Raw genomic sequence first — 22,104 nt, 5'->3', positions numbered from 1 at the left:
AAAAGGCAGCTTTGAATCAACGCTTCCGTGCGGCGTCAATAGAGGCATGCCGTCGATCCATGATGTTGCGGTCATTCGACCGGAATGCGATACCTTCGTGATGATCTGGTGGGGTTGGAGAACGAGGCAGCGGCTGGCGCTCATGGCGGGGATGTGCGGCGTTGCCGCAATCCCTTGGCTTGTCATTGGCTCGACATCGAAAGACTGGCGCGCACTGGTAGGTGGCACGGCGTTTCTGTTCATCCCGCAGATTGTCGGATGGCTGCTCTACGTGGGCCTCGCAACCGGCCGCATGCCGTCCGCGTATGGCCGATCAGAAATGCGCGATGCTGCACCACGATGGTTCTGGCTGACAGGCACCCTCTACGCGGGTCTACTGCTTCTTTTTATCTATATCGTTCTAAGCGTCATCATCAGCGGCACGATCTGGGGTCTCTGATGCTCACCCAATATTGACGCCCGGAATTTGTCCACGCCGCCTAGTCAATGCAGGCAAGACCCGCGTTGCGGGTATCGATCTGTCTGGCCGGATCGCGCCGACGCGCAGGCTCGCCTTCGATGCGGGCGCGACCTTTCTCAATCTCAAATCCCGCTCGCTTACGGTGCCGACTGCGTTGCTCCCCTACCTGCGGGACGCAAAGGTGCCCTTCAATCTTGTCGCCAAGACGACACTGACAGGCGGTGCACGCTGGACGCTGCCGCTGCCCGATCGCATCGGCGAGGGAGTGATCTCTGTCGACTACTACCATTCGAGCAAGGTGCGCTCGTCGGACAATGTCCTGCCCGCTTACGACCTTTTCAACGCCCGCTTCGACTTGAAAGGCATCGCCGGCACCAACATCGACGCGGCCATCTTCGCGCGCAACCTGTTCAACAAGAGTTATCTCTCCTCCAGCAACGTGGGCTCGGCGGCGCTGGGTGTGTTCAGCAGCTTTTACGGTGCGCCGCGGATCGTCGGGGCCGAGGTGCGCTACCTGTTCGGCAGTTGACCGCGAAACGGGGTGGGTAAGGCACCTCAACGGAAGAACCGACCAGCACGGCCAAACAGAGCGGGCGGCGAGTGGGCGCATGCTCGCCGTGGAGCATGTCATTGCCGCAGACCGCGCCGTCTAAACGCTGTTCACCCGGCGGACGAGGGTGCCCTAGTCCGGCGCGGGCGACGACGATGGGCTATCAGGCGCCTATCGTTGATGATGCTGTGAGCGCTCGCAAAGCCGCAACGCTCGACCCCCAATCGTGGATTTTCTGCCACAACAGGGCGCGAGTGTGCGCGAAATTATGCATGTGCGCCATTCGGGAGCAGACATAGACCGTAATGTCCGTCGCGCTCTTGTAGGCTTTGGGCTCGGCCCAGGGATCGGGGACCACGTCGCGCTCGCCAGCCGCGATCAGGACCGGCACGCGCACCGCGGCTGCTTCCTGCGCCACCGCACCCGGCGCCACCATATAGATCCCGCACGGAGGCGTCGTTGCCGATCGCCAATCGGGGAGCGGATCGGTAGCACCAGCGGCGGCCGCCATGTCGAGCGCAACGATGTCGGCGGGCTCGTCATCGTAATGGAACGACCATTGGAACGGATGCTCGCCGCTAGCGGTCATTGCGGGCGGTACGTAGTCGTTCAAGATGTGGGGCGCATCGAGTGACGACCGCCGCGAGATCCACGGCCACGGCATCTGCGGCGAACCGGGCCGCGTCGGCACGATCGTGTGGATCGCACTGTAGCCAAGGACTCCGATCCCGTCGAACGTGCGCCAATTGCCCTGCGCCACGACCGTGAAGCAGCCCCCCATCGATTGCCCGATGCCTAGCACGGTCGCGTTCGTGACCGGCGGCAAGCCGTCGGCCAGCGTACCATCCTCTAGTCGCGCCATGACCGCACGCACCGTGGCGTGGTTGGCGGCGGCGGCATTGTCGAGATTAAGCGCGTTGCCCTCCGGTATGGTCGAGTCACCGAAACCGAGATGATCGCAGGCGACGAAGATCCATCCGCGATCGCAATGAAATCCGGCCTCGCCACCGCCGCTGGCATGGGGCAGGTCGAACGCGTAATAGCGGCGGCTATAACCGCCTCCAGGAAAGGCGAAGCACACGACCGGTGGATCGCAAAGCGGTCCATCCGGCAGAAAGACGCTGACAGCGGTTTGTGCGGGCGTGCCGAGCACCGCGGCATCCGTGACGTCTATGCTGATCTCGATAGGCGGTTTCATGCTTCCTCCTGGATTCGTCGTCCCGAATGCTGCGCGTTCAGAGACTGCAGGCCACCTATCTTCGGCTTGGTCCAACGGTTCGCATCTCAACGGAGATCGACTACCAAGCGCCGAGGGAGATGCGAATGGAACGTTTCGAGGTACATGTGGCCGATGACGTGCTCGAAGATCTGCGCCGGCGGATCGGCGCGTCACGCTGGCCTCCCACGGCGGACGGGCTAAGCTGGGGATACGGCTTCGACTGGGCCTATTTGCGCGATCTGGCTGAGAGCTGGCGCGACGACTTCGACTGGCGGGCGGTCGAACGGCAGATCAACGGGTTCGCGCATTATCGCACGGTCATTGACGACATCCCGATTCACTTCATCCGCGAGCCCGGCCGCGGTCCGGCTCCCATTCCGCTGATCCTCACGCACGGCTGGCCGTGGACCTTTTGGGATATGCAGAAGGTGATCCGACCGCTGGCCGATCCGGCTTCCTACGGCGGCGATCCTGCCGATGCGTTCGACGTGATCGTGCCGTCATTGCCCGGCTTTGCCTTTTCCACACCGCTGCCGCGGGCGGGGATCAGCTCGATGGTGATCGCTGATCTCTGGCGGACGCTGATGACCGACGTGCTCGGCTACGCCCGCTTTGCCGCGGCTGGCGCGGACTGGGGCGCGCGTGTCACTGGTCAACTCGGCCATAAACACGCCGATGCGTTGTACGGCGTTCACACGGTCAACACGACGCCACTCGACCTGTTCAACGCGGAGCGCTACTGGGACATCACCGGTTATCTGGTCCCCTACAATACGCCGCCCGAAATCCGCGCGCGGGTTCTTCCCGGATTGTCGAGGATCGTCAGCCATGTCGCGGTGCAGACGGTAGAGCCGCAGACGCTGGCCTACGCGATGCACGACTCACCGGTCGGCATGCTCGCCTGGCTGATGCAGCGCCGCCGCGACTGGGGCGAGACGGGCGGCGACCTCGAGTCCGCCTTCTCCCGCGAGCATCTGCTGGCCACTGCAACGATCTACTGGGCGACCGAGAGCTTCGCCTCCGCGGCTCGCATCTATGCCGAAGCAATCCATCAGCGCTGGACGCCGTCGCACGATCGCAAGCCGGTAATCCAGGCACCGGCCGGGATTACCTTCCTCGGCGGTGAGAATCCGCCTGGAATCGACACGCCCGAGCAGCGGATCGCGCTGTTCAAAGCATCGCCGGCGGCGGGCAATTACGACCTGCGCTTCGTCAACGCGCACGCACGCGGCGGCCATTTCGCCCATTACGAGAATCCGGACGCGTGCATCGCCGACATCCGCGCGACTTTTCGAAAGCTCAGGCCGATCCCGGGGGCTGATTAGCGCATCGCACCAGCAGGCTCGGCTCCCTCCGCGTGCGGAAAGCCATGCGCCTCAACTTGGGCATCGCTGCAAGATCGGCGCCGCCTTGCCGGTAGACACGTGCGGCATGGGCACGCGCGGGCGAGAGCCCAAAGCCGCCGACTAGGATTCCGGTCAACACGCCCGGGTTGTCGCGCAACACAAGGTCCGCGCCCGCCTTTCCGCGCGCGCGGAAATAATCGAAGATCATGTATTGGTCTGGTTCTCGGTGGGCTTCAGCAGCAGCGAGGCACGGAAGCTCAGCTCAGGTTGATGTCGTCCAGGTCCGGATTTTCGGGCGTCAGGTTCTTGGTCCGCCCGTCGCGATTTCGATACTGTGCCGCTATGCGCAATGCGGCGACATCTGCCGCCAGTGGCACGTTGATCGCGCCTTCCAGTTCGTAGTCGAAATTGCCGTAGCCTGCCGTAGCCCGCCTCGATATATCCTTCGGTGTCGAAGGTCGGCTGCTGGGAGTTGATCAGCACCGCGCCACCGATCGTGTTGCGACCGAAAAACGTGCCCAGCGGCTTTTTAGCACCTGGATGTTCGCCAGGTCGAACGTCGGGATGTTGCCCCCTTCTTTGGACAGCGGCACGTCGTTGAAATATGCGACGATCGCTGGCACCCCTTCGCCGATCGGCAGCTGGCCCAGGTCGCAGCGATGGCGTCGGCTGATTCTTGCCGCCTTCTTGCGAGAAGCGGAACCCCGAAGCCAGGTTCGCGACATCGCTGATGTCTTGGACCGACCTCTGCTCCAGCGCTTCGACGGACAGCGCCGTGGTCGAGACCGGCACGGACTGGAGCGGCTCCTCGCGTCGACGGGCGGTGCGACTATGTTCTCCAGCCGGGCGCTGGGGGGGGCGGCGGCGGAGGAGGTATGCGCGGGGGCGTCTTGCGCGGCCGCGGGGCTCGAGATCGATGCGGTGGCGAGCGACGTAGTGGCGAGCCAGGCGCTAGCGATTGCGCAGCTTGGTAGAGTGCATTTGGCTGTCCTTCCCTTGTCGCCGGATATTGTCCCCCGCGATGCCGGCATCATGCCATCCACTCGGTTCGCATGTCCAATGCTTGCCATGAGCTAGCCGGGGCGGCGGCGAGGGACCAGATTGGCCATCGCTCATATCCGCGATGCTATCTCTGAGATTGCGGGGCCTCGCGGCGCGACCGCCAGGTGCCGCAATGCCCGCCGGAAGACAGGTTCATGCTTTGCTGCGATGGTGCGCATACATGCACTGAACCGGCACGGAGACAGCCAGTGGATATTGCGCGCGACGAGCACCTTGAGCAGATGAATCGCGATTTCCTGGCGGTAAGCGATACCTACACGGGCACGCTGACGAAAGATCCTTTCCCGATCCTCGCCGAATTGCGCGAGACGGAGCCGGTCATGCAGGGCGACGTGCTCGCGAAGTTTCACGTTCCCAGCCAGGCCGATTACGCCAACAGCGGTCGGCCGGTGATGACGGTGCTGCGCTATGACGACGTGCTCGCAATCCTCAGGGATGCTGAAAACTGGAAGAGCTCGCTGATGGCAGACGGGTTCGGCGCTGCGGTGGACAATCTCCTGCTCACCGCCATGGACGATGCCGAGCACAAGAAATATCGCAGCCTGCTCCAGCCTGCCTTCCTGATGCCGGTCATCAAGCGGATGACCGACACCGTTATCAAGCCCAATATCGAAGTGCTGCTCGAGCCCTTGCGTGCGCGCGGCAAGGCCGATCTTGTTCCTGAGTTCTCATTGCCGTTTCCAGTGCGCGTCGTTTACGCGGTCCTCGGATTTCCTGCGGATTCGGATACCGTGATGAAGCTCGCCAGCTGGGCGCTGCGCATCCTGGGCGGGCCGCAGATCGATCCCGCCAAGGCCGCCGTGACCTACCCGGCCGCTATGGATGCGGGACAACGCCTGTTCGAGCATGTGCTGCCGATCGTTCGCGCCCGACGCGAGACGCCGACGGGTCATGAGGATCTGATCGGCTTCATGCAGACGGTCGACGTCGATGGCAAGCGCTTCACCGACGAAGAGATCACGCATCTCGTCCGCATGCTGCTGCTGGCGGCGGCGGAGACGACCAGCCGCACTTTTTCCAACATGATCATCATGCTGCTCGAACGGCCGGACGTGCTGGACAAGGTGCGCAGCGACCGCAAGCTGATCCCCAGGGCTCTGACCGAGACGATGCGGCTCGATCCGGTCGCGGGCAATCTCGCCCGGATTGCCGCCAAGGACATGGAAGTACGCGGCACCGTCATTCCCAAGGGTACCGCCGTCACTCTTTCGATCAGCGCTGCCAACCGCGACCCGGAAGCTTACGAACGTCCCGACGAGCTCTGGCTCGAGCGGCCGTTGCGTCCGGTGCTCTCCTTCGGCTTCGGCCCGCACATCTGTATGGGCATGCACATCGCCCGGATCGAGATGGAGGCGGCGCTCGACATGGTCCTCGACTTGCCCAACCTGCGCTTCGACCCCGCCTACCCCCAACCGGCGATCCGTGGACTGCAGCTGCGCGGCCCGGATGCGCTGCACGTCCTGTGGGATGCCTGACTGCGCCATGATGCCCATTGTCCAGGGCAACGCGCGCGCCGCTACCCTGATACGATAGCTTGTCCGCATGGCGGGATGTGGGCCTAACCCGTCGAAGTCGATCGACAGCGTGGGTCACCCGTGATGACTTGAAGGGGCCTGTCACAGACGCTCCACCGCGAGGGAGCGGCACGCTCGCCGAAAAGACAAGGAGCAGTCGACGCGCTCTTGGCGTGGGACCGCAGACCAGGCGCAGGCACGCTCTTTCACGCGTCGAAACTGCCGACGAGCCACATCTGCTTGGATGGTTGCAGCGGTTGTTCCTAGCCGCGCCGACGGATGGCTGCTCCCCGAATGCGGGCGATATTTAGCCCCAAAGGGACATTGGTGCAGCCTTTCGTTCCCGGCCTATCGTTCGGTAGGGTGCGGCACCTTGCGCGCGGGAAATAGGCGGCCGGTCGCATTAACGAGAGGCGTAAGAGACGTGATTGCACGATGGTTCGTTGCGTGTGTGTCAATCGGCGCGCAAAAAGGGGTCTGACTCAAATTCCGTGCAGATTTGACAAATCCGAAGGGTAGCCGCGAACTCCAGCTCACGGAAAGCGAGGAGTACGGGTCAATGGCCGTGAAAGCATGGGACAGCAGCCTGACGCTACCCGGTTTGATTGTGGAGAGCAGGGCTGTCGTGGACGGAACTGTCGAGGTTTCGGGGCGCTTAGCATCTGCTGGAGCGATGTGCCCGGACTGCGCTAACCCATCGACATCCCTCCACAGCCGATACGACCGCACGCTCTCGGATTTGCCGGTCAGCGGCAGCACGGTTCGGCTTCGGCTGTCAGTCCGTCGGTTTCGATGCACGCACACGTCTTGCCAACGACGCACGTTCAGCGAACCTTTGGCGCCGCCGGTTGGCCGTCGATATGGCCGCAGGGTGGGCCGCTGCGACGCCTTGGTACGGGCAGTCGCGGTGGCGCTAGGCGGTCGGCCCGGGGCGCGGATGATGGCGCGACTAGCGGCGCCGTGGTCGCGCGACACGATGCTGCGTGTCCTACGGCGTGGTGATCCTGCCGCCGAACTGCCGCCGCCCGCGCGGGTGGTCGGCATCGATGACTTCGCCTGGCGCCGCGGCCACAGCTACGGCAGCATCGTCGTGGATCTCGAGCGCCGTCAGGTCATCGACCTGCTGCCCGATCGCCAGCGCGATACTGTAATCGCGTGGCTGCGCCAGAACCCGCAGGTCGAGATCATCTGCCGTGACCGAGGCCCGGGGTATGGTGCCGCAGCCAGCGAAGCGGCGCCGCAGGCGCGGCAGGTGGCCGACCGCTGGCACCTGTTCGAGAATGCCTCGGCGGCGTTTCTCGCCGCAGTGCGCTCGGAGATGCCCTGCCTACGTCGGGCATTGGCGCCCACTGGCCCGGTTGATCCCGCAACCTTGACCCGCGCCGAGCGCATCCAGTGGGATGGTGCGCAATTGCGTGAGGCGCTCAATCGTCAGATCATCGATCTGGCCGCGCAAGGCATCCCGATCAAGGCCATGTCGCGCGCGACCGGCGTTTCGCGCCAGACGATCCGGAAGGTTCTGCGCGGCCAGCGGCACGATACGTTCCGCAGCCGCGAGAGTTCGCTCGACGCTTGGTCGCTGACACTCGAGGCCGAGTGGAACGCGGGGTGCCGGATCGGCGCGGAACTTTGGCGTCGGCTGAAGGCATCCGGTTTTGCCGGCTCCCTGCGGGTTGTCAGCGAATGGGCCACGCGCCGCCGTCGCGATGAGAAACTCGGCCACTCTGGTGGCGCTGGGCTGAGCGCGCGGACCATTGCGCGCAGCATGACCATCGAACGCGAGACCGGTTCTGCGCAAACCGCCTTGATCAACGCGGTGATCGAAAAGGCCGTACCCGCGCTGATCACCGCACGTGAGGCCCTCGATCGCTTCCATGCCATGATGCGCTCGAAGGACGAAGCGCGGCTCGATCCATGGATCGCCATGGCGGCAGACACTAAGCTCGCCGCCTTCGCCGCCGGCGTCGAGGCGGACAAGGACGCCATCGCCGCCGCAATCGCCACGCCATGGTCCAGTGGTCAGGTCGAGGGAAAAATAAACCGCCTCAAGGCGATCAAACGCCAGATGTTCGGGCGCGCTAAAATCGACCTGCTCAAGGCAAGGGTCATGGCGCCAGCATGATACGAAGTGCACGGAATTTGAGTCAGACCCCTTTTTCCACGCCGATCCACAGCCCAGGCATATGGGCCTGACTTCCCGCTAGGCGGCGTTGTTGTCGACGACGCCCATCGTCGAGAAACAGGTTGAAAGCGTGCCAGCGGCCCAGGGCGTAACGAAGGCCTGCGCCAAGCCCCCCTTTGGCCGAGATGCGGGTGAGTCGCTTCGCCCAGGTATGGAGAGCCTCCTGCTTGGGTCGGCTCAGCTCCTGGCGGACCGGCTGGCGGATATCGGCAGGTTGGCCCGCGATCTCGCGCTCGATGTCGTAGAGACGCCCGATATGCTCCAGGTCCTCGTATGCGATTTCGGATTTTCGCGACGTCCAGATGTCATTGAAATCGGAGTCCGCAGCGTGAGTCAGCCTCAGCGCGCGTTGGTACTACAACCGGCCAAGCACCTGCAGAGACTGCTACTCTAACCCGGGGAAGCTCCAGACTGTTGAGCGGTCCTGCTCGACGGTATGGTAGCGCAACACTTCACGGTGCCTGGCAGGATATACAGCGTCCCCTAAAAATCGTGCCAGGGTAGCCGCAGCTCCCCTGGCACCTGGTTAGAGATGCTGCTGGTGATCAGAACCTGTAACTGGCAGAAACGCCATACGTGCGCGGATCACCAACTGCCACCGAGTTCACAGGGAAGCTTCGCAGCAACACGTCGGGTGCTGCGAAATAACGTGCCTTGGTGAGGTTGCGTACGAAGAAGGCAAGGTCAAGCCCGCTGCTTGCGATGCCCTTCCAGTCGACCCGCGCGTTGACGAGGTCGTAGCCGGGAAGCTTTTCTCCGTACTGACCGCCGAAGTCCGCAGTCGTGAACACGTCGGCGTTCACAGTGAGGTTGCCGTCCGCAGGCTTGAACGGAAGCGTCCAGCTGGCGCTCATGGTGCCCGAGAAGCTCGGCGCGTACTTGTTCACGGTGCCCTCGTCGAACGCGATACCCGGAATGTTCGGCAGGGTCACCTTGTCGACCTTCACGTGCGTGTAGGCCCCGTTGAACGAGATCGTCAGGTTGGGCGAGGGGCTCACCGCAGCCTCGATCTCAGCGCCATAGATCGTGAGATCGGCGGCGTTGACGCCGAACGACGCGTTGGTGGGGTTGTCGGGTGCGGTCGCCGGGACGATCGTCTGCGCGTTGAGGAACTGCAGAGCGCCCTTGTACTTGCTGTAGAAGAACGCGGTGTTGATCCGGCCGCGTGCACCAGCGACCCGGAAATCGAGCTTTTCACCAAACTCGATATCGGTCAGCTTCTCTTCCTTCGTCTTCTGGAAGGGACGGAGGTCAACGCATTGCCCGCTACCGAAACCGCAGGACGGGTCGGTGCCGCCGGTCGTAAGCGGGGTTTCGAACAGCGGCGTGTTTACGTTCACACCGCGATAGCCGCGACGGCTGACGACATAAAGGAGCAGGTCGGAGTTCGGCTTCCAATCGACTCCCAGGGTCCAGCTCGGCGCCTTACCCTTGTTGTTGATCACGCCCACACCGTCGAGCGCCCCACTGGCCGCGACCGCGCGGCAGTCTGAGTCGCTCACGTAGACGCCACCGGGGACTGCACCACCGCACGCCGAGACCTTGTCCCAGCTGTACCGGAAACCAGCGGTCGCACTCAATGTATCGGTAAGCTTGTAGGTGCCCTGAGCGAACAGCGCATAGTTCTTGTTGCGGACATGCGCGGTCACGACAGAGGCAGGCGTGCCCGGTGTCGTGAACGCGTCGAACGTCGATCCGGATACACCGTTAGGCTTGTCGTTGTTGTAGAAGCCTCCGGCGATGAAGTTGAACTTATCCCAGCTGCCCAGGAACTGTAACTCGTTCGTGATGTACTGACGCTGGATTAGCGCGCTCGCGTGGAAAATCGTGAACGGCACGTCGGTGGGGCTACCGAAGATAACGCCCGGCAGCGTCGTTGGACCGAGCGCCGCAGTGTTGACCAGCTGATCGCTCTTGTTGGTGCGATAGCCGAAGATGTTGCGGACTGTGAAAGCGCCGAATTCTGCCGAGGTATCGTTGCTGATGCCCTGGCTCTTGCGGCGCGCAAAGCCGTTGCCCGCGCTGTCACTGAACGAACCGTAGAAGTTGTTTCTTTGCTGAGCCAGATAGCCGGCCACCTGGCTGTCGAGCGAACCGCCTACGATACCGCCCGCGACCGGCCCCAGCTGCGCTGCGAACAAATCGGTGAAGCTGAAGTTCTGGCGCAGGAGGTAGTAACCCGAGCCGGCTTCGTCCGCCTTAAAGTAGTCATAGACGGTGGTGCTCTTGAGCCAGTCGGTCGGCGTCAGGAGCAAAGACACGCGGAAGCTGTCCTGATGAACGTCGTTGAAGCCGTCACCGCCATTGATCGAACGGATCAGCGGATCCCGGCGGCGGACCTGTCCCGCGACGCGGAGCGCCGCCTTATCGTCGATGATGGGCACGTTGAGTGCGCCCTGCACCTCGCGATAGTCATAGTTGCCGTAGGTGCCCGAAATATAGCCGCCGAACTCAAAATTCGGCGACTCGGGCCCGATCAGGACCGCACCGCCGAGCGTGTTCCGGCCGAACAGCGTGCCCTGCGGACCCTTAAGGACCTGAATGGTGCCGATGTCGTAAGTCGGGATGTTCGAACCGATAGCAGGCAGCGGCACGTTGGCGAAATAGGTCACCACACTCGGCGTTACCTCGCCGGTGGGGATCTGTCCAAGACCACGCAGCGTGAGCGCGGTGTTATCCTTTCCGCCTTCTGAGCTGAAGGTCAGGCCCGGCGTGATCGTACGAATATCAGCGAGCGTCTGGACGCTAGCGCGCTCCAACGCGGCACCGGAAAATGCAGATACCGCCACCGGCACGTCCTGCAACCGCTCCTCGCGACGGCGAGCCGTCACGACAATGTCGCTTCCCGCCTCGACCGCGTTCGCCGCAGGTGATGCGACGGGGGGGGCTGGGCTCACAGGATCGGTTGCATCTTGCGCGAACGCTGGAGAAGCGGCGACAAGGGCGGTGGTGGTGAGCGCTAATAGGCGCAAACAAGTCGACATATTTTGATTCTCCCAAGACTTTGCCAGAACGACCTGATCGCGATGGCGCGACAGCCGGTCCTGCGTGGCTGCCACTGTGTGAGTGGGCCGATCTTGCCGCCCCTCTTTCGATAGGCGTCAAAAATCGGCCATTTGCTGTTGCAGATTCTATACACCTGTCGGGCGGCGATTGAGGGCACCACGATGGTACTTCACCATCTTTCCGTAGAAGGTCGTCGAGTTCGCGCTCGTACACCCGGCCCTTGGCGGCGCACGCGGCAACCAGAGACGAAGTAGTGGACCCTTGGTGAGCTGCAGTGCGGCACGTCGAGCGCTATGAACTTGCGTTTTGCACCCCGCAGCACATCGTGCGCTACATGGGCGCGTGAACGGACCTTGAGCTCGAACGTGCCGCCGTAACCATCCAGAGACTGAGATCGCTTAGAAACCGTTTGGAATGGGTTGAGGCCTTGACTCTGCTCTGATTCGAGCTTGCGATGTGAACCCGAGCGAGCCGGGGCCGGATGGCTGGATTTAAGAAGAGAGCGAAGCGTTGCCGGACGGATCTGACGGATGAGGAATGGCAGTTCATCCAGCCCTTCTTACGGGCGACGCCGAAGCGTGGACGCAAGCCGAAGACCGACCTGCGCGATGTACTCGACGCGCTGCGCTATCTGGCCCGCATGGGCGGTGGTTGTCGGATGCTGCCGAACGACTTTCTGCCCTGGCAGGCGGACTGTGGTGCTGTCGATGCTGTAGTGGCCGGTGTCGGCCATGATCTCGGCCAACATCACCGCCACGGTCTCCCAGATCCCGGCTTCGCTCCATCGCCGGAACCGGCGGTAGATAGTGTTCCAGCTTCCGTATTTGGGCGGCACGTCACGCCACGGCGCACCGCACCGCAGTCGCCACAGTATGCCGTTGATGATCGAACGGTTCTGTTCCGGTGGCCTGCCTCGGCCCCGGTTCTTACGCTCGATCGGCAGCAGATCCTTTAGAATGCGCCATTCCGCCTCGGTGAGATCGCCCCGGCTCAAGCCTGCCTCCAAAAGGCAGCTTTGAATCAACGCTTCCGTGCGGCGTCAATAGAGGCATGCCGTCGATCCATGATGTTGCGGTCATTCGACCGGAATGCGATACCTTCGTGATGATCTGGTGGGGTTGGAGAACGAGGCAGCGGCTGGCGCTCATGGCGGGGATGTGCGGCGTTGCCGCAATCCCTTGGCTTGTCATTGGCTCGACATCGAAAGACTGGCGCGCACTGGTAGGTGGCACGGCGTTTCTGTTCATCCCGCAGATTGTCGGATGGCTGCTCTACGTGGGCCTCGCAACCGGCCGCATGCCGTCCGCGTATGGCCGATCAGAAATGCGCGATGCTGCACCACGATGGTTCTGGCTGACAGGCACCCTCTACGCGGGTCTACTGCTTCTTTTTATCTATATCGTTCTAAGCGTCATCATCAGCGGCACGATCTGGGGTCTCTGATGCTCACCCAATATTGACGCCCGGAATTTGTCCACGCCGCCTAGCCCTGTTCGACTTCTACCAAACCAAAGTTCTCGAATGTGATCGAAAGCTTGAGGTCGCGCTCAAGGCGCTCGAAATCGACGAAGGATATGATGTTCGCCAGCTTCCAAAAGTCCGGACCAAAAGGCGACAAGTAAACACGCCCGACTTCGAGGTCCGGTCCGCGCTCTATCGCGTGCTGGGCGTGGACCTGACGCAGATCCACGGAATCGGCCCATCGCTCGCGCTCAAGCTGGTCGGCGAATGCGGCACCGATCTTGCGGCATGGCCCAGTTCGAAGCATTTTACGTCCTGGCTGTGCCTGGCGCCGGGCAACAAGATATCGGGCGGTAAGTTGCTGTCGTCGAAAACTCGACGATCCTCGAGCCGGGCCGCAGCACTCCTGCGTTTGGCCGCAACTACGATTGGCCGCAGCGACACCGCACTGGGCGCCTTTTACCGAAGGCTGTCGGCGCGCGCTGGGAAGGCGAAAGCGGTCACCGCAACCGCACGCAAAATCGCCGTCCTATTCTACAACAGCTTGCGCCACGGCATGGCGTATCATGATCTCGGCGCAACCCAATATGAGGAACGCTATCGCAGCCGCGTCATCGGAAATCTCAAGCGTCGCGCCAAGGCGTTCGGCTTCTCCCTTCAGGAAGTACCAAGCGAACCTGAGATGAGTGTTTCTTAGGAAGGCCACGCAGTTCTTCGCGAGCCAAAGGCCGTGAAGTTCGCATTTGTGCATAGCTGGCGACACCGGTGGCCCGTTGAACTGCTCTGCCGTGTCATGGATGTTAGTGAACGCGGCTATCGTTCCTGGCGCTCGCGCCCGATCAGCAGGCGGGAGCGGACGGATATGAAAGTGCTGGCCCACATCCGGGAACAGTACAGGCTGAGCCTTGGCAGCTACGGCCGTCCTCGCATGACGATGGAGTTGAAGGAGGTGGGGCTCGATGTGGGCGAGCGCCGGGTCGGGCGGCTGATGAAGATCAACGGGATCAAGCCAGTCCGCACGCGCAAGCACAAGGTTACGACTGATAGCCACCATCGCTTGGGTGTCGCGGCAAACTGGCTGGACGGCGATTTTGCCGCAGATGCGCCCAATCGTAAATGGGCCGGCGACATCACCTATATCTGGACATCCGAAGGCTGGCTCTACCTCGCTGTTATACTGGACCTACATAGCCGTCGCGTCGTGGGCTGGGCAGTCAGCGACAGGATGAAGAAAGACCTGGCGATCAGGGCGCTGGATATGGCGGTGCGCCTGCGCCAGCCTCCCGAGGGTTGCCTTTTCCATTCGGATCGCGGCAGCCAATATTGCTCTTACGACTATCAGAAAAAGCTGCAGGCCTATGGCCTGCGTCCATCAATGAGCGGCAAGGGTAACTGCTACGACAATGCCTCCGTCGAGACGTTCTTCAAATCCCTGAAGGCCGAACTCATCTGGCGGCAGAGCTGGCCGACACGGCGCCGGGCGGAAGCTGCCATCTTCCAGTACATCAACGGGTTCTACAACACCCGCCGCCGACATTCATATCTGGGCGGCATCAGCCCGCTCGCCTTCGAAGCCAAGGTGGCTTAATGAGATAGGTGACCGGCACAAAACATGGGATAATCGCGGCGCGATTCGTCCCAGGCATCAGCTTTTTGATATAGCTGACAGGGGTGGTTGCCCCCCGATATGATGGAAAAACGGGCTCACGATTGGCACCGGGCCCAAGCATCGCACGGAGAGCAACCATGAAACAGTATATAGGCTTTGACGTTTCGCTAAAAGATACCGCGATCTCCATTCGTCAGGATGGAAATCGGATATGGCGCGGCAAGTGCGCATCGGATCCCCAGATCCTGGCGCAGATAGTCCGCAAACACGCCCCGCACGCGGAGCGGGTGGTATTTGAGACAGGTCCATTGTCGACCTGGTTCTATCATGCATTAACGGCGGCGGGAGTTCCCGCGATCTGCATCGAAGCGCGTCATGCGCAGAAAATATTGAACGAGACGCTCAACAAGACTGATGCCAATGATGCTGACGGTCTGGCCCAACTGGCAGAAGCCGGCTTTTACAAGGCGGTCCGGGTGAAGTCGTTCGACGCCATGTTGACCCGCACACTGGTGGGCGCCCGCAACCTGTTGCTTACCATCTCAACGCAGCTGAGCAATCAGATCCGCGGGGTCATGAAGACGTTTGGCATCGTCGTTCCCAAGGGTACAGGCCGTGTATTCGACGGGAATGTCCGCGAGCTTCTGGACAGCAGGGATGGCCTAGCACAGATCATATTGCCTTTGCTGGAGGCCTGGCGCGACATCCGCAAGCGCGCCGCTCAACTTGATCGTCAGTTGCTCGCCGCAGCCCGGCAAAGCAAGGCAATCAAGCTGCTGATGACGATCCCGGGAGTCGGGGCGGTCACGGCCGTCTCCTATGCTGCGGCGATCGAAGACCCAGCAAACTTCAAAACTTCACGCGCGGTCGGCGCCTGGCTCGGGCTTACCACGCGGCGTTACCAATCAGGCGAAGTGGATTATGACGGTCACATCTCGCGGCGAGGCGACAACCATCTGCGCGGCCTCTTATACGAGGCGGCAACGGTCATTCTCACGCGCACCAGCGCTAGCAACCAGAGCGGCCTCAAAGACTGGGGCCTCAGGCTACGCGAGCGGCTGGGCTTCAAGCGTGCCGCGGTCGCTGTGGCCCGCAAACTGGCAGTCATCATGCACACGATGCTCAAAACAGGAGAGGCATTCAACACATCGGCTGGCGTCACCGCATAACCAATTCACCAGCTTAACTTCTCAGCGCGTCAGCATCTGACGTATTGAGGCGTCCCTGCCGTGGACGTGGGTCAGGTCATTCCGCTTTAACGGCTGCAGCTTTTTAAAGACTGCGCACAAAACATAGGAAGACCTTGCCTGCGGAGACCCATCATGCGGCGGCTTTATGCCGACCGCGAAGACAACCCTGCTCCCGGCATACGAACACCCTCGCGCGACACGCCGCATTGAGAAAAACAAGCACAAGGTTGATTAACGTGTCGACGCACTGCCCGACGCGATCAGCCTTCCCATGCTAGCCACGCTTGACTGGAGGGATGCGATTATACAACCGTTACAAGTCCACCGCGTCTCTTGCTCAAGCCTGGCGACCTTCTCCTTGAGCCGTTCCGTTTTGGCGGCCAGTATCTCGGTCGGTTCCTGACGGTCGGCGGTATCGAGCTGCGAGAGATACCGTGTAACGCTCTCCTCGATCTGCTGCAGTCGGCGCTCCAGCTTGGCCTTGGTGAAGCTGCGATCGCGGTTGTTCACCGCCTTAAACTTGCTGCCGTCGATGGCGACGCTCCCGCCGGCCAGAAGGCTCATCTGGCGGCACAGAAGGACGAAGCGGCTGCAAACCCCTTGGATCGCAGCGCCATTGTCACGACGGAAGTCCGCGATCGTCTTGTGATCTGGCACCAGCCGACCAACCAACCACATAAGTTCGACGTTGCGATCGGCCTCAGGTTCCAGGCGACGGCTCGACTGCACCCGGTTCAGATATCCGTAAATGTAGAGCTTGAGCAGCATCGAGGGATGATAGGATGGACGCCCCGTCGCCGCAGGCTCCACGCCGTCAAAGCCAGGCTCTCCAAGATCCAGCGCATCAACAAACGCATCGACCACGCGAACCGGATTATCTTCCCCGATCCAGTCATCTACACACGGTGGGAATAATGTCGTCTGGCTGCGACCAGCACCAGCAATGGAGCGACCCATATGACCCTCCAAACCGTCAGAGCATCATACCATAATTATCGCCTTTTCACACAGGCTGGGTCGGCTGCCGACGGAATGCCAAGAGGTACACACCTCGACGGCGAAAATTGGTCGCTGAGTGATCATTAGGGTCGCTGTGGGCTCAAACGGGCGCTGAAACGTTAACTGAATGGGGCAGATTTTTCCAAACGCCGCCATGACGATCGCCGCCGTCGACCGCCTCGTCCATCATGCCACCATTCTCGAGTTCAACGCCGGGAGCTATCGCCGCCGGACCGCCGCCAAAAACGCCGAGCTCATGCCGTAATTGTCGCTGATTATGTCGCAGGGTAATTGTCGTCGACAGTTGCCGTCGCGCCAGCATCGCGTCATGCTATTCTCATGTTCGAACCCAACGACATCATCATCCAAGCCGATATCCATATTGTCGATATCCAGCCTGTCATCAGCCGCCGGTTCGAGCTCCCTGGCACCCTCAACCTGGCTCAACTCCATGAGGTAATACAGGCCTCATTCGAATGGACCGACAGCCACCTTCATCAGTTTGATATTGGTGGCCTGACCTACGGTGCACCCGAGTTCGATGAAGGTGATTGGTCCGATCGGCGGACCTTTGAAGCGAGCGATGTACGTCTGTGCGATTTCGCCGCTTATGGCCCCGCGCCGATAATGATCTTCTACGAATATGATTTCGGAGACAGCTGGGTGCACGCCATCGAACTAACCCGCAAAACCAAGGAACCAGGCGTCAAATACCCGCGATGTATCGCTGGATCCCGCCGCGCTCCGCCCGAAGACGTTGGAGGGCCTTCGGGCTATTTCGACTTCCTCGAAGCTTGGCACGATACGCGCCATGACGAACATAAAGATGTGCGCCGATGGGCCGGACGGTCTTTCCACCCTGAACGCTTCGACCTCGACGCCAACAACAAGGCCATCACCAAGGCAATCCGACGCTCAAAAGGTAGCTATCGCTTCCGCTTCGAACCCTGAATTTACGGGCATCTCATTTGTCGTCAACCGGCTATCGAATTTGTCGTTGCACAGACAATCCCGCACCCGGCGATTGCAGTCAGCTTGGCCTTGTCGTTTCGACCGCCGAGCCGGTCAACGGCAACGGTAACGATGTCGCGCTTGATGCCGCGCATCGCCGCATCCGCGTCGGCGCCGCTGCCTGTCGCGGTGTCCGCTTCGACGCCCGCCACAAGGTGCGTCAGGCAGGCGGCGGCGGCGGTGTTGCCAATGCCCGTCTCGCCTGCGATCAGCAGCCGATGACCAGCATCAATGGCGACCTGGGCTTCTGCCGCGCCTAGCGCCCGGACCATGTCGAACTGCTCTACGGTCATCGCCGGAGCCTGGCTGAGGTCCGCCGTCCCGGGGGCAACGGCTTGCGGAATGAAATGACCGGGCCAGGGCTTGCGCGGGGACTGGATCATCCCCGCATCGACCACCCGCACATCGACGTCGTGCGCGTTGGCCAGCGCGGTACTGCTCGCCTTGCCACTCAGGATCAGCTCGACCATCGCCGTTGTTACCGACGAGGGCCGGGGCGTCACCCCTTGAGCAATGTTCCGTGGTCGGTAGCAAACAGGATAACGCGGCGTGGCCGGGTGGCCGGGGTAAGCGACTGGCCTGCCACCTCCAGTTCCACCGCCAGCGCTTCCAATTGCCCAAGGCTTCCCATCGGCTTGGCCAAGGCATCAAGCTTAGCCTGAACGTCACAGCGAGTGATCATCAGCGTTCCAGCCGTGTTGTTGCCGAAGGTAACCGGTTCTGCCAGCCATGCCGAACCAGTTCCGGCATGTCGGTCTCGCGTTCTGGATAGCCCAGGCACAGCAGCGCGATAAAGCGCCAGTGTACAGGCACATCCAGCAGTGCGTTGATGCCGTGCGGATCGATGATCGACACCCAGCCCAGGCCAATTCCGTTCGCGCGGGCAGCCAGCCATACGGTGTGCACCGCCGTCACCACCGACCAGCACAAAGTCTCGGGCATCGTAACGCGGCCAAGCCCCTGGCCAGCTTCGCCCTGCTCATCGCAGAACACCGCGACGATCTCGGGCGCTTCGCGCAGGCCGTGGAATTTCAGGCCGTCGTACAGCGCCTTGCGCTCCCCTGAATACTGCTCGCCAGCAGCGCGTTTGTGCGCATCGACCTGAACCGCCAGCGCCTCGCGCCGTTCGGGCGAGAGGATGCGCACGAATCGCCAGGGCTGGGCATTGCCCACCGACGGGCCGCGGCATGCGGCTTCGATCAGCGTGTCGAGCAATCCTTCAGGCAAGGCGCGTGTCTGAAAGTGCCGCACATCCCGCCGCCATGCCAGCAGGTTGTCAAGTTCGTCGCGGAAGGCCGGGCCCGAAAGTCGGCTCAGTCATGGCTATGCCGCGCAATGGCAAGCAAGCGATCAATATCGACATAGTCTTCGAGCGAGGCAGCCAGCGAATCGAGCGCCTGATCGACGCGATGTTGCTGCGCGACGCCATCGCCCTGCGCGCCTAGCCGCGCGAGCCACGCACCGCGCTGGGCAGGGTGATCGAACAGCCGGTGGATATAGCATCCAGCGATCCGGCCGTCGGGGCTGATCGCGCCATCATGTTCTCCGCTGTCCAACCGCAGCAACGGCTGAACCTGAGGGAGCGCGCGGGTCTGGCCGACATGGATTTCATAGCCTGTAAACGGCTGATCATCGCGCAGGCTGGTGCCGGTCACATCGACCATGCGCTTGTCCGCGGTCAGCCGGGTGGTGACGGGCAGATATCCCAATCCCGCCACGGTTTCCGGCGCGCCTTCCACGCCATCGGGGTCTTCGATCGCCTGCCCCAGCATCTGGTATCCGCCGCAGATGCCCAGCAGCGCACCTCCGCGCCGGACATGTGCGGCGATATCGATATCCCAGCCCTGCGCGCGCAGGAATGCAAGGTCGGTGATCGTCGCCTTGGTCCCCGGCAAAATGATCAGCGCCGCATCGCCGGGCAGGGGCTGGCCCGGCGGCACCATCGTCAGCCGCACGCCCGGTTCGTGCGCTAGCGGATCGAAATCATCGACATTGGCTATCCGTGACAGCATTGGTACTGCAATGGTGATCGCGCCATCGGTGGCGGCTGCCGCATCCAGTACCACCGCGTCTTCGGCCGGCAGCTGCCGGGCGGCCGCGAGCCATGGGATGACGCCAAGTCCCGACCAGCCGGTGCGCTGTTCGATCTGCGCATAACCATCGTCGAACAGCCGCACATCACCGCGAAACTTGTTGATCACGAACCCGTGGATCATCGCGGCGTCGGCCTCGTCGATCACCGCCTTGGTGCCGACGATTGATGCGATCACGCCGCCCCGGTCGATATCGCCGACCAGCACCACCGGAACCCCTGCCGCGCGGGCAAAGCCCATATTGGCGATGTCGCCGGCGCGCAGGTTGATCTCCGCCGGGCTGCCTGCACCTTCGACGATGACCATATCCGCTCCGGCTCGCAGCCGGTCCCAGGATTGCATCACCGCCGACAGCAGCTCGCCCTTGTGGTGCTGATAATCCGCTGCGCCCAGTGTGCCGATGACCTTACCGTGCACCACCACCTGCGCGCCGGTGTCTGACTGCGGCTTGATCAGCACCGGGTTCATGTCGATGCTGGGTACGGCGCGGGACGCCATGGCTTGCAAGGCCTGCGCCCGGCCGATCTCGCCGCCTTGCGCCACCGCCGCGTTGTTCGACATATTCTGCGGCTTGAACGGAACGACCTTCAGCCCACGATTGGCGAGCAACCGGCACAAGCCCGCGACCAGCACCGATTTGCCGACGTCCGAGCCTGTTCCCTGCAACATCACAGCAGCCATGCAAGCGCTCCTAAACTGGCCCACATCAAAAGGCACGCCCGGCGATAGACCCACAACGCGCGCTGCAGATCGGCAGCATGAGGCGCAGAACCATCGCCCAGCCAGGCGCGGTGAGCCGGTTCGCCGTCATAGCACACTGGCCCACCCAGTTTGCGCCGTAAAACGCCCGCCATCGCAGCCTCCGGCCAGCCGCCATTAGGTGAAGCATGAAATGGGGCATCGCGCAGCATGATGCGCCAACCGCCCCATCCTGCAGGGCAAATGAGCAGCCCGGATATCCGCGCTGGAATGAAGTTCACGACGTCATCGGTGCGCGCCGCTGCCCAGCCGAAATGGAGATAATGCGTATCGCGGTGCCCGATCATCGAATCAGCGGTGTTCACGGCCTTGCAGATCATCAGGTCCGGCAGCCCGGCGACAAGAAACCAGAATGCGGGCGCGACCACGCCATCGCAAAAGCTTTCCGCCTGACTCTCGGTGGCGGCGACCGCGATGCCACTTTCCTCCAGCGCGTCGGTATAGCGGCCCACTATCCGGGCGACCGCGATGCGCGCCGCCCCGACGTCTCCCTGCATCAGGGGCCTCGAGACGGCACGGACATGATCGTCGAGGCTGCGCTGCGCCATGCCCGTGGTTGCGACCGCGACAATCAGCACCAGCGCGATACTGCCGTCCCGCCAATGCCAAATCGGGTCTGGCTGATACTCCAAATCGCCGCCAACTCGAGGATGTGGCGCGTGCGCCAGGCAGCGTCGGCCGCTGCTCTGCGGGTTACCGAGTTCGCCATCATCCGCTTGGCGCTCATCAGGGCAGCGGCCCCGATCATCGAAAGCGCTGGTCGCGTCCGCATCACGCTTGCCAGCGGGGCCCGGACGCCGCCCTCTTCAGCCATGCCATCCTATCGTGGCGCACCGCCAGTCCGTAGCAGACGCGGCCACGCCGCCATTCAAACGCTTACCCAGCCACGTCAAACTCTGCAAAATTGCATCGCTCCCGTTACCACGGAAGACGGTGCTTCGCGAACGCGCACAACGTCGAATGAAGCTGTCGCAGCCCCCATCAGCGGCTCGATGAATAGGACAGGCAATATCGTCCTGACGGCAAACTTTACTTCACTGTAAAGTTAGGCCCTTCTCTCCAGAAGAGAAGGGCCCATAGCGGATCAGCCGTTCAGCTTGTCTTTGAGTGCCTTGGCTGGCGTGAAGCCGAGCTTCTTCGACGCAGCAATGCTGATCGTTTCGCCGGTTGCTGGGTTGCGGCCATCGCGCGCAGCACTGTGCTTGACCTTGAACTTGCCAAAGCCTGGAACCGAGACCTCCTCATCCTTACCGGCCGCATCCGCAATTTTTGCGAACAGCCCGTCGATGACCTTCTTCACATCGGACTTGGCAAGCCCTTCATCGGTAGCGATCGAAGCGATGATATCGGTCACGGTCATAGGTCATAGTCCCGCTGTGATAAGGAGGGGCTTGAATGCCCAATCCGTCGGCGTCTGTCGAGAGGGGGAGCCAAGGGAGAATTTACGACAAACAACCTGTCGCCCTGCCGAGCGCCGATGAAAATATGTTTTACCGAGCATGATCCGTCCGCAATTCCGGGTCGCAAGATGATCGTGCGGAACGAATGCGAGGCTTTGTCCGATTTTCGGACTTGTTCCGATAGCTTCGCGTGGCAGAGGCTGCGATCCGTGAGGCAGGCCAAGCGACCCGTTGCCGGGAGGC

Annotated in this window: 20 protein-coding genes and 4 pseudogenes; 12 read left to right on the top strand and 12 right to left on the bottom strand. The window is 62.1% G+C overall.

Annotated elements, in window-relative coordinates:
- The first annotated feature begins 46 nt into the window (after positions 1 to 46).
- Together HHL08_RS19070 and HHL08_RS19065 are read left to right on the top strand one after the other, a co-directional pair.
- Positions 47 to 439 (top strand): hypothetical protein, encoded by a 393-nt coding sequence (locus HHL08_RS19070; RefSeq protein WP_169574603.1) that lies wholly within the window; start codon positions 47 to 49, stop codon positions 437 to 439.
- A gap of 13 nt (positions 440 to 452) precedes the next feature.
- Positions 453 to 989: a TonB-dependent receptor gene (locus tag HHL08_RS19065; protein ID WP_206377987.1), complete on the top strand. Its 537-nt coding sequence runs from the start codon at positions 453 to 455 to the stop codon at positions 987 to 989.
- Positions 990 to 1,173: 184 nt separating this feature from the next.
- Here the strand turns inward: HHL08_RS19065 and HHL08_RS19060 are convergent, their stop codons facing one another.
- Complete coding sequence (locus HHL08_RS19060; RefSeq protein ID WP_169574606.1) at positions 1,174 to 2,208, bottom strand: alpha/beta fold hydrolase; 1,035 nt, start codon at positions 2,206 to 2,208, stop codon at positions 1,174 to 1,176.
- Positions 2,209 to 2,333: 125 nt separating this feature from the next.
- On the opposite strand from HHL08_RS19060, the gene HHL08_RS19055 reads away from it, so the two are divergent.
- Entirely contained in the window at positions 2,334 to 3,554 is a 1,221-nt protein-coding gene (locus HHL08_RS19055) for an epoxide hydrolase family protein (RefSeq protein WP_235955148.1), read from the top strand.
- A 225-nt stretch (positions 3,555 to 3,779) separates the two neighbouring features.
- On the opposite strand, the gene HHL08_RS19050 is transcribed toward HHL08_RS19055, so the two are convergent.
- Positions 3,780 to 4,367, bottom strand: coding sequence for a hypothetical protein (locus HHL08_RS19050; RefSeq protein ID WP_169574605.1), 588 nt, complete (start codon positions 4,365 to 4,367; stop codon positions 3,780 to 3,782).
- A 458-nt stretch (positions 4,368 to 4,825) separates the two neighbouring features.
- Between HHL08_RS19050 and HHL08_RS26160 the strand changes: the two genes are divergently transcribed.
- Positions 4,826 to 6,112, top strand: a complete 1,287-nt coding sequence (locus tag HHL08_RS26160; protein ID WP_169574604.1) for a cytochrome P450 — start codon at positions 4,826 to 4,828, stop codon at positions 6,110 to 6,112.
- Between the two features lie 598 nt (positions 6,113 to 6,710).
- A complete protein-coding gene (locus HHL08_RS19040) occupies positions 6,711 to 8,273 on the top strand; it encodes an ISL3 family transposase (protein ID WP_169574617.1) in 1,563 nt (520 codons plus the stop codon).
- A 22-nt stretch (positions 8,274 to 8,295) separates the two neighbouring features.
- On the opposite strand, the gene HHL08_RS19035 is transcribed toward HHL08_RS19040, so the two are convergent.
- Together HHL08_RS19035 and HHL08_RS19030 are read right to left on the bottom strand one after the other, a co-directional pair.
- Positions 8,296 to 8,589 carry an IS66 family transposase gene (locus tag HHL08_RS19035; protein WP_328804697.1) on the bottom strand — a complete coding sequence of 98 codons (294 nt, stop codon included), beginning with the start codon at positions 8,587 to 8,589 and terminating at the stop codon, positions 8,296 to 8,298.
- Positions 8,590 to 8,878: 289 nt separating this feature from the next.
- Complete coding sequence (locus HHL08_RS19030; protein WP_328804695.1) at positions 8,879 to 11,392, bottom strand: TonB-dependent receptor; 2,514 nt, start codon at positions 11,390 to 11,392, stop codon at positions 8,879 to 8,881.
- A gap of 428 nt (positions 11,393 to 11,820) precedes the next feature.
- Here HHL08_RS19030 and HHL08_RS26295 point away from each other — a divergent pair.
- A pseudogene (locus HHL08_RS26295) lies at positions 11,821 to 11,967 on the top strand (IS5/IS1182 family transposase); the annotation flags it as partial.
- On the opposite strand, the gene HHL08_RS19020 reads toward HHL08_RS26295, so the two are convergent.
- Positions 11,899 to 12,333: a transposase gene (locus HHL08_RS19020; RefSeq protein ID WP_206377986.1), complete on the bottom strand. Its 435-nt coding sequence runs from the start codon at positions 12,331 to 12,333 to the stop codon at positions 11,899 to 11,901. The pseudogene HHL08_RS26295 and the gene HHL08_RS19020 overlap by 69 nt on opposite strands.
- Before the next feature lie 56 nt (positions 12,334 to 12,389).
- Between HHL08_RS19020 and HHL08_RS19015 the strand changes: the two genes are divergently transcribed.
- The 4 genes and pseudogenes from HHL08_RS19015 (at position 12,390) to HHL08_RS19000 (ending at position 15,578) form a co-directional block, all read left to right on the top strand.
- Positions 12,390 to 12,782 carry a hypothetical protein gene (locus tag HHL08_RS19015; protein WP_169574603.1) on the top strand — a complete coding sequence of 131 codons (393 nt, stop codon included), beginning with the start codon at positions 12,390 to 12,392 and terminating at the stop codon, positions 12,780 to 12,782.
- Between the two features lie 13 nt (positions 12,783 to 12,795).
- A complete protein-coding gene (locus HHL08_RS19010; RefSeq protein WP_235955147.1) occupies positions 12,796 to 13,497 on the top strand; it encodes a transposase in 702 nt (233 codons plus the stop codon).
- Positions 13,498 to 14,388, top strand: a pseudogene (locus HHL08_RS19005) (IS3 family transposase); the annotation flags it as partial.
- Between the two features lie 158 nt (positions 14,389 to 14,546).
- Positions 14,547 to 15,578: an IS110 family RNA-guided transposase gene (locus HHL08_RS19000; RefSeq protein WP_169574602.1), complete on the top strand. Its 1,032-nt coding sequence runs from the start codon at positions 14,547 to 14,549 to the stop codon at positions 15,576 to 15,578.
- Positions 15,579 to 15,923: 345 nt separating this feature from the next.
- On the opposite strand, the pseudogene HHL08_RS18995 reads toward HHL08_RS19000, so the two are convergent.
- A pseudogene (locus tag HHL08_RS18995) lies at positions 15,924 to 16,556 on the bottom strand (transposase); the annotation flags it as partial.
- Between the two features lie 175 nt (positions 16,557 to 16,731).
- Here HHL08_RS18995 and HHL08_RS25375 point away from each other — a divergent pair.
- Positions 16,732 to 16,863 (top strand): annotated as a pseudogene (locus HHL08_RS25375) (ATP-binding protein); the annotation flags it as partial.
- A gap of 74 nt (positions 16,864 to 16,937) precedes the next feature.
- Positions 16,938 to 17,549: a plasmid pRiA4b ORF-3 family protein gene (locus tag HHL08_RS18990; protein ID WP_169574601.1), complete on the top strand. Its 612-nt coding sequence runs from the start codon at positions 16,938 to 16,940 to the stop codon at positions 17,547 to 17,549.
- A gap of 23 nt (positions 17,550 to 17,572) precedes the next feature.
- Here the strand turns inward: HHL08_RS18990 and HHL08_RS18985 are convergent, their stop codons facing one another.
- From HHL08_RS18985 to HHL08_RS18955, 6 genes are all read right to left on the bottom strand, one after another.
- Positions 17,573 to 18,079: a nicotinate-nucleotide--dimethylbenzimidazole phosphoribosyltransferase gene (locus HHL08_RS18985; protein WP_268932733.1), complete on the bottom strand. Its 507-nt coding sequence runs from the start codon at positions 18,077 to 18,079 to the stop codon at positions 17,573 to 17,575.
- A 29-nt stretch (positions 18,080 to 18,108) separates the two neighbouring features.
- A complete protein-coding gene (locus HHL08_RS25990) occupies positions 18,109 to 18,291 on the bottom strand; it encodes a nicotinate-nucleotide--dimethylbenzimidazole phosphoribosyltransferase (protein WP_169574599.1) in 183 nt (60 codons plus the stop codon).
- A complete protein-coding gene (gene bluB / locus HHL08_RS18975; protein WP_328804694.1) occupies positions 18,291 to 18,860 on the bottom strand; it encodes a 5,6-dimethylbenzimidazole synthase in 570 nt (189 codons plus the stop codon). Before bluB ends, HHL08_RS25990 begins: the two co-directional genes overlap by 1 nt.
- A gap of 62 nt (positions 18,861 to 18,922) precedes the next feature.
- Complete coding sequence (locus HHL08_RS18970) at positions 18,923 to 20,383, bottom strand: cobyric acid synthase (RefSeq protein WP_169574598.1); 1,461 nt, start codon at positions 20,381 to 20,383, stop codon at positions 18,923 to 18,925.
- A complete protein-coding gene (locus HHL08_RS18965) occupies positions 20,371 to 21,093 on the bottom strand; it encodes a cobalamin biosynthesis protein CobD/CbiB (RefSeq protein WP_235955146.1) in 723 nt (240 codons plus the stop codon). Before HHL08_RS18965 ends, HHL08_RS18970 begins: the two co-directional genes overlap by 13 nt.
- 452 nt (positions 21,094 to 21,545) lie before the next feature.
- Positions 21,546 to 21,821 carry an HU family DNA-binding protein gene (locus HHL08_RS18955; RefSeq protein ID WP_169574595.1) on the bottom strand — a complete coding sequence of 92 codons (276 nt, stop codon included), beginning with the start codon at positions 21,819 to 21,821 and terminating at the stop codon, positions 21,546 to 21,548.
- Between the last annotated feature and the right edge of the window lie 283 nt (positions 21,822 to 22,104).

The organism is Sphingobium psychrophilum (genome assembly GCF_012927105.1).
Lineage (GTDB): Bacteria > Pseudomonadota > Alphaproteobacteria > Sphingomonadales > Sphingomonadaceae > Sphingobium > Sphingobium psychrophilum.
This window is presented reverse-complemented; position numbering and strand designations above follow the sequence as displayed.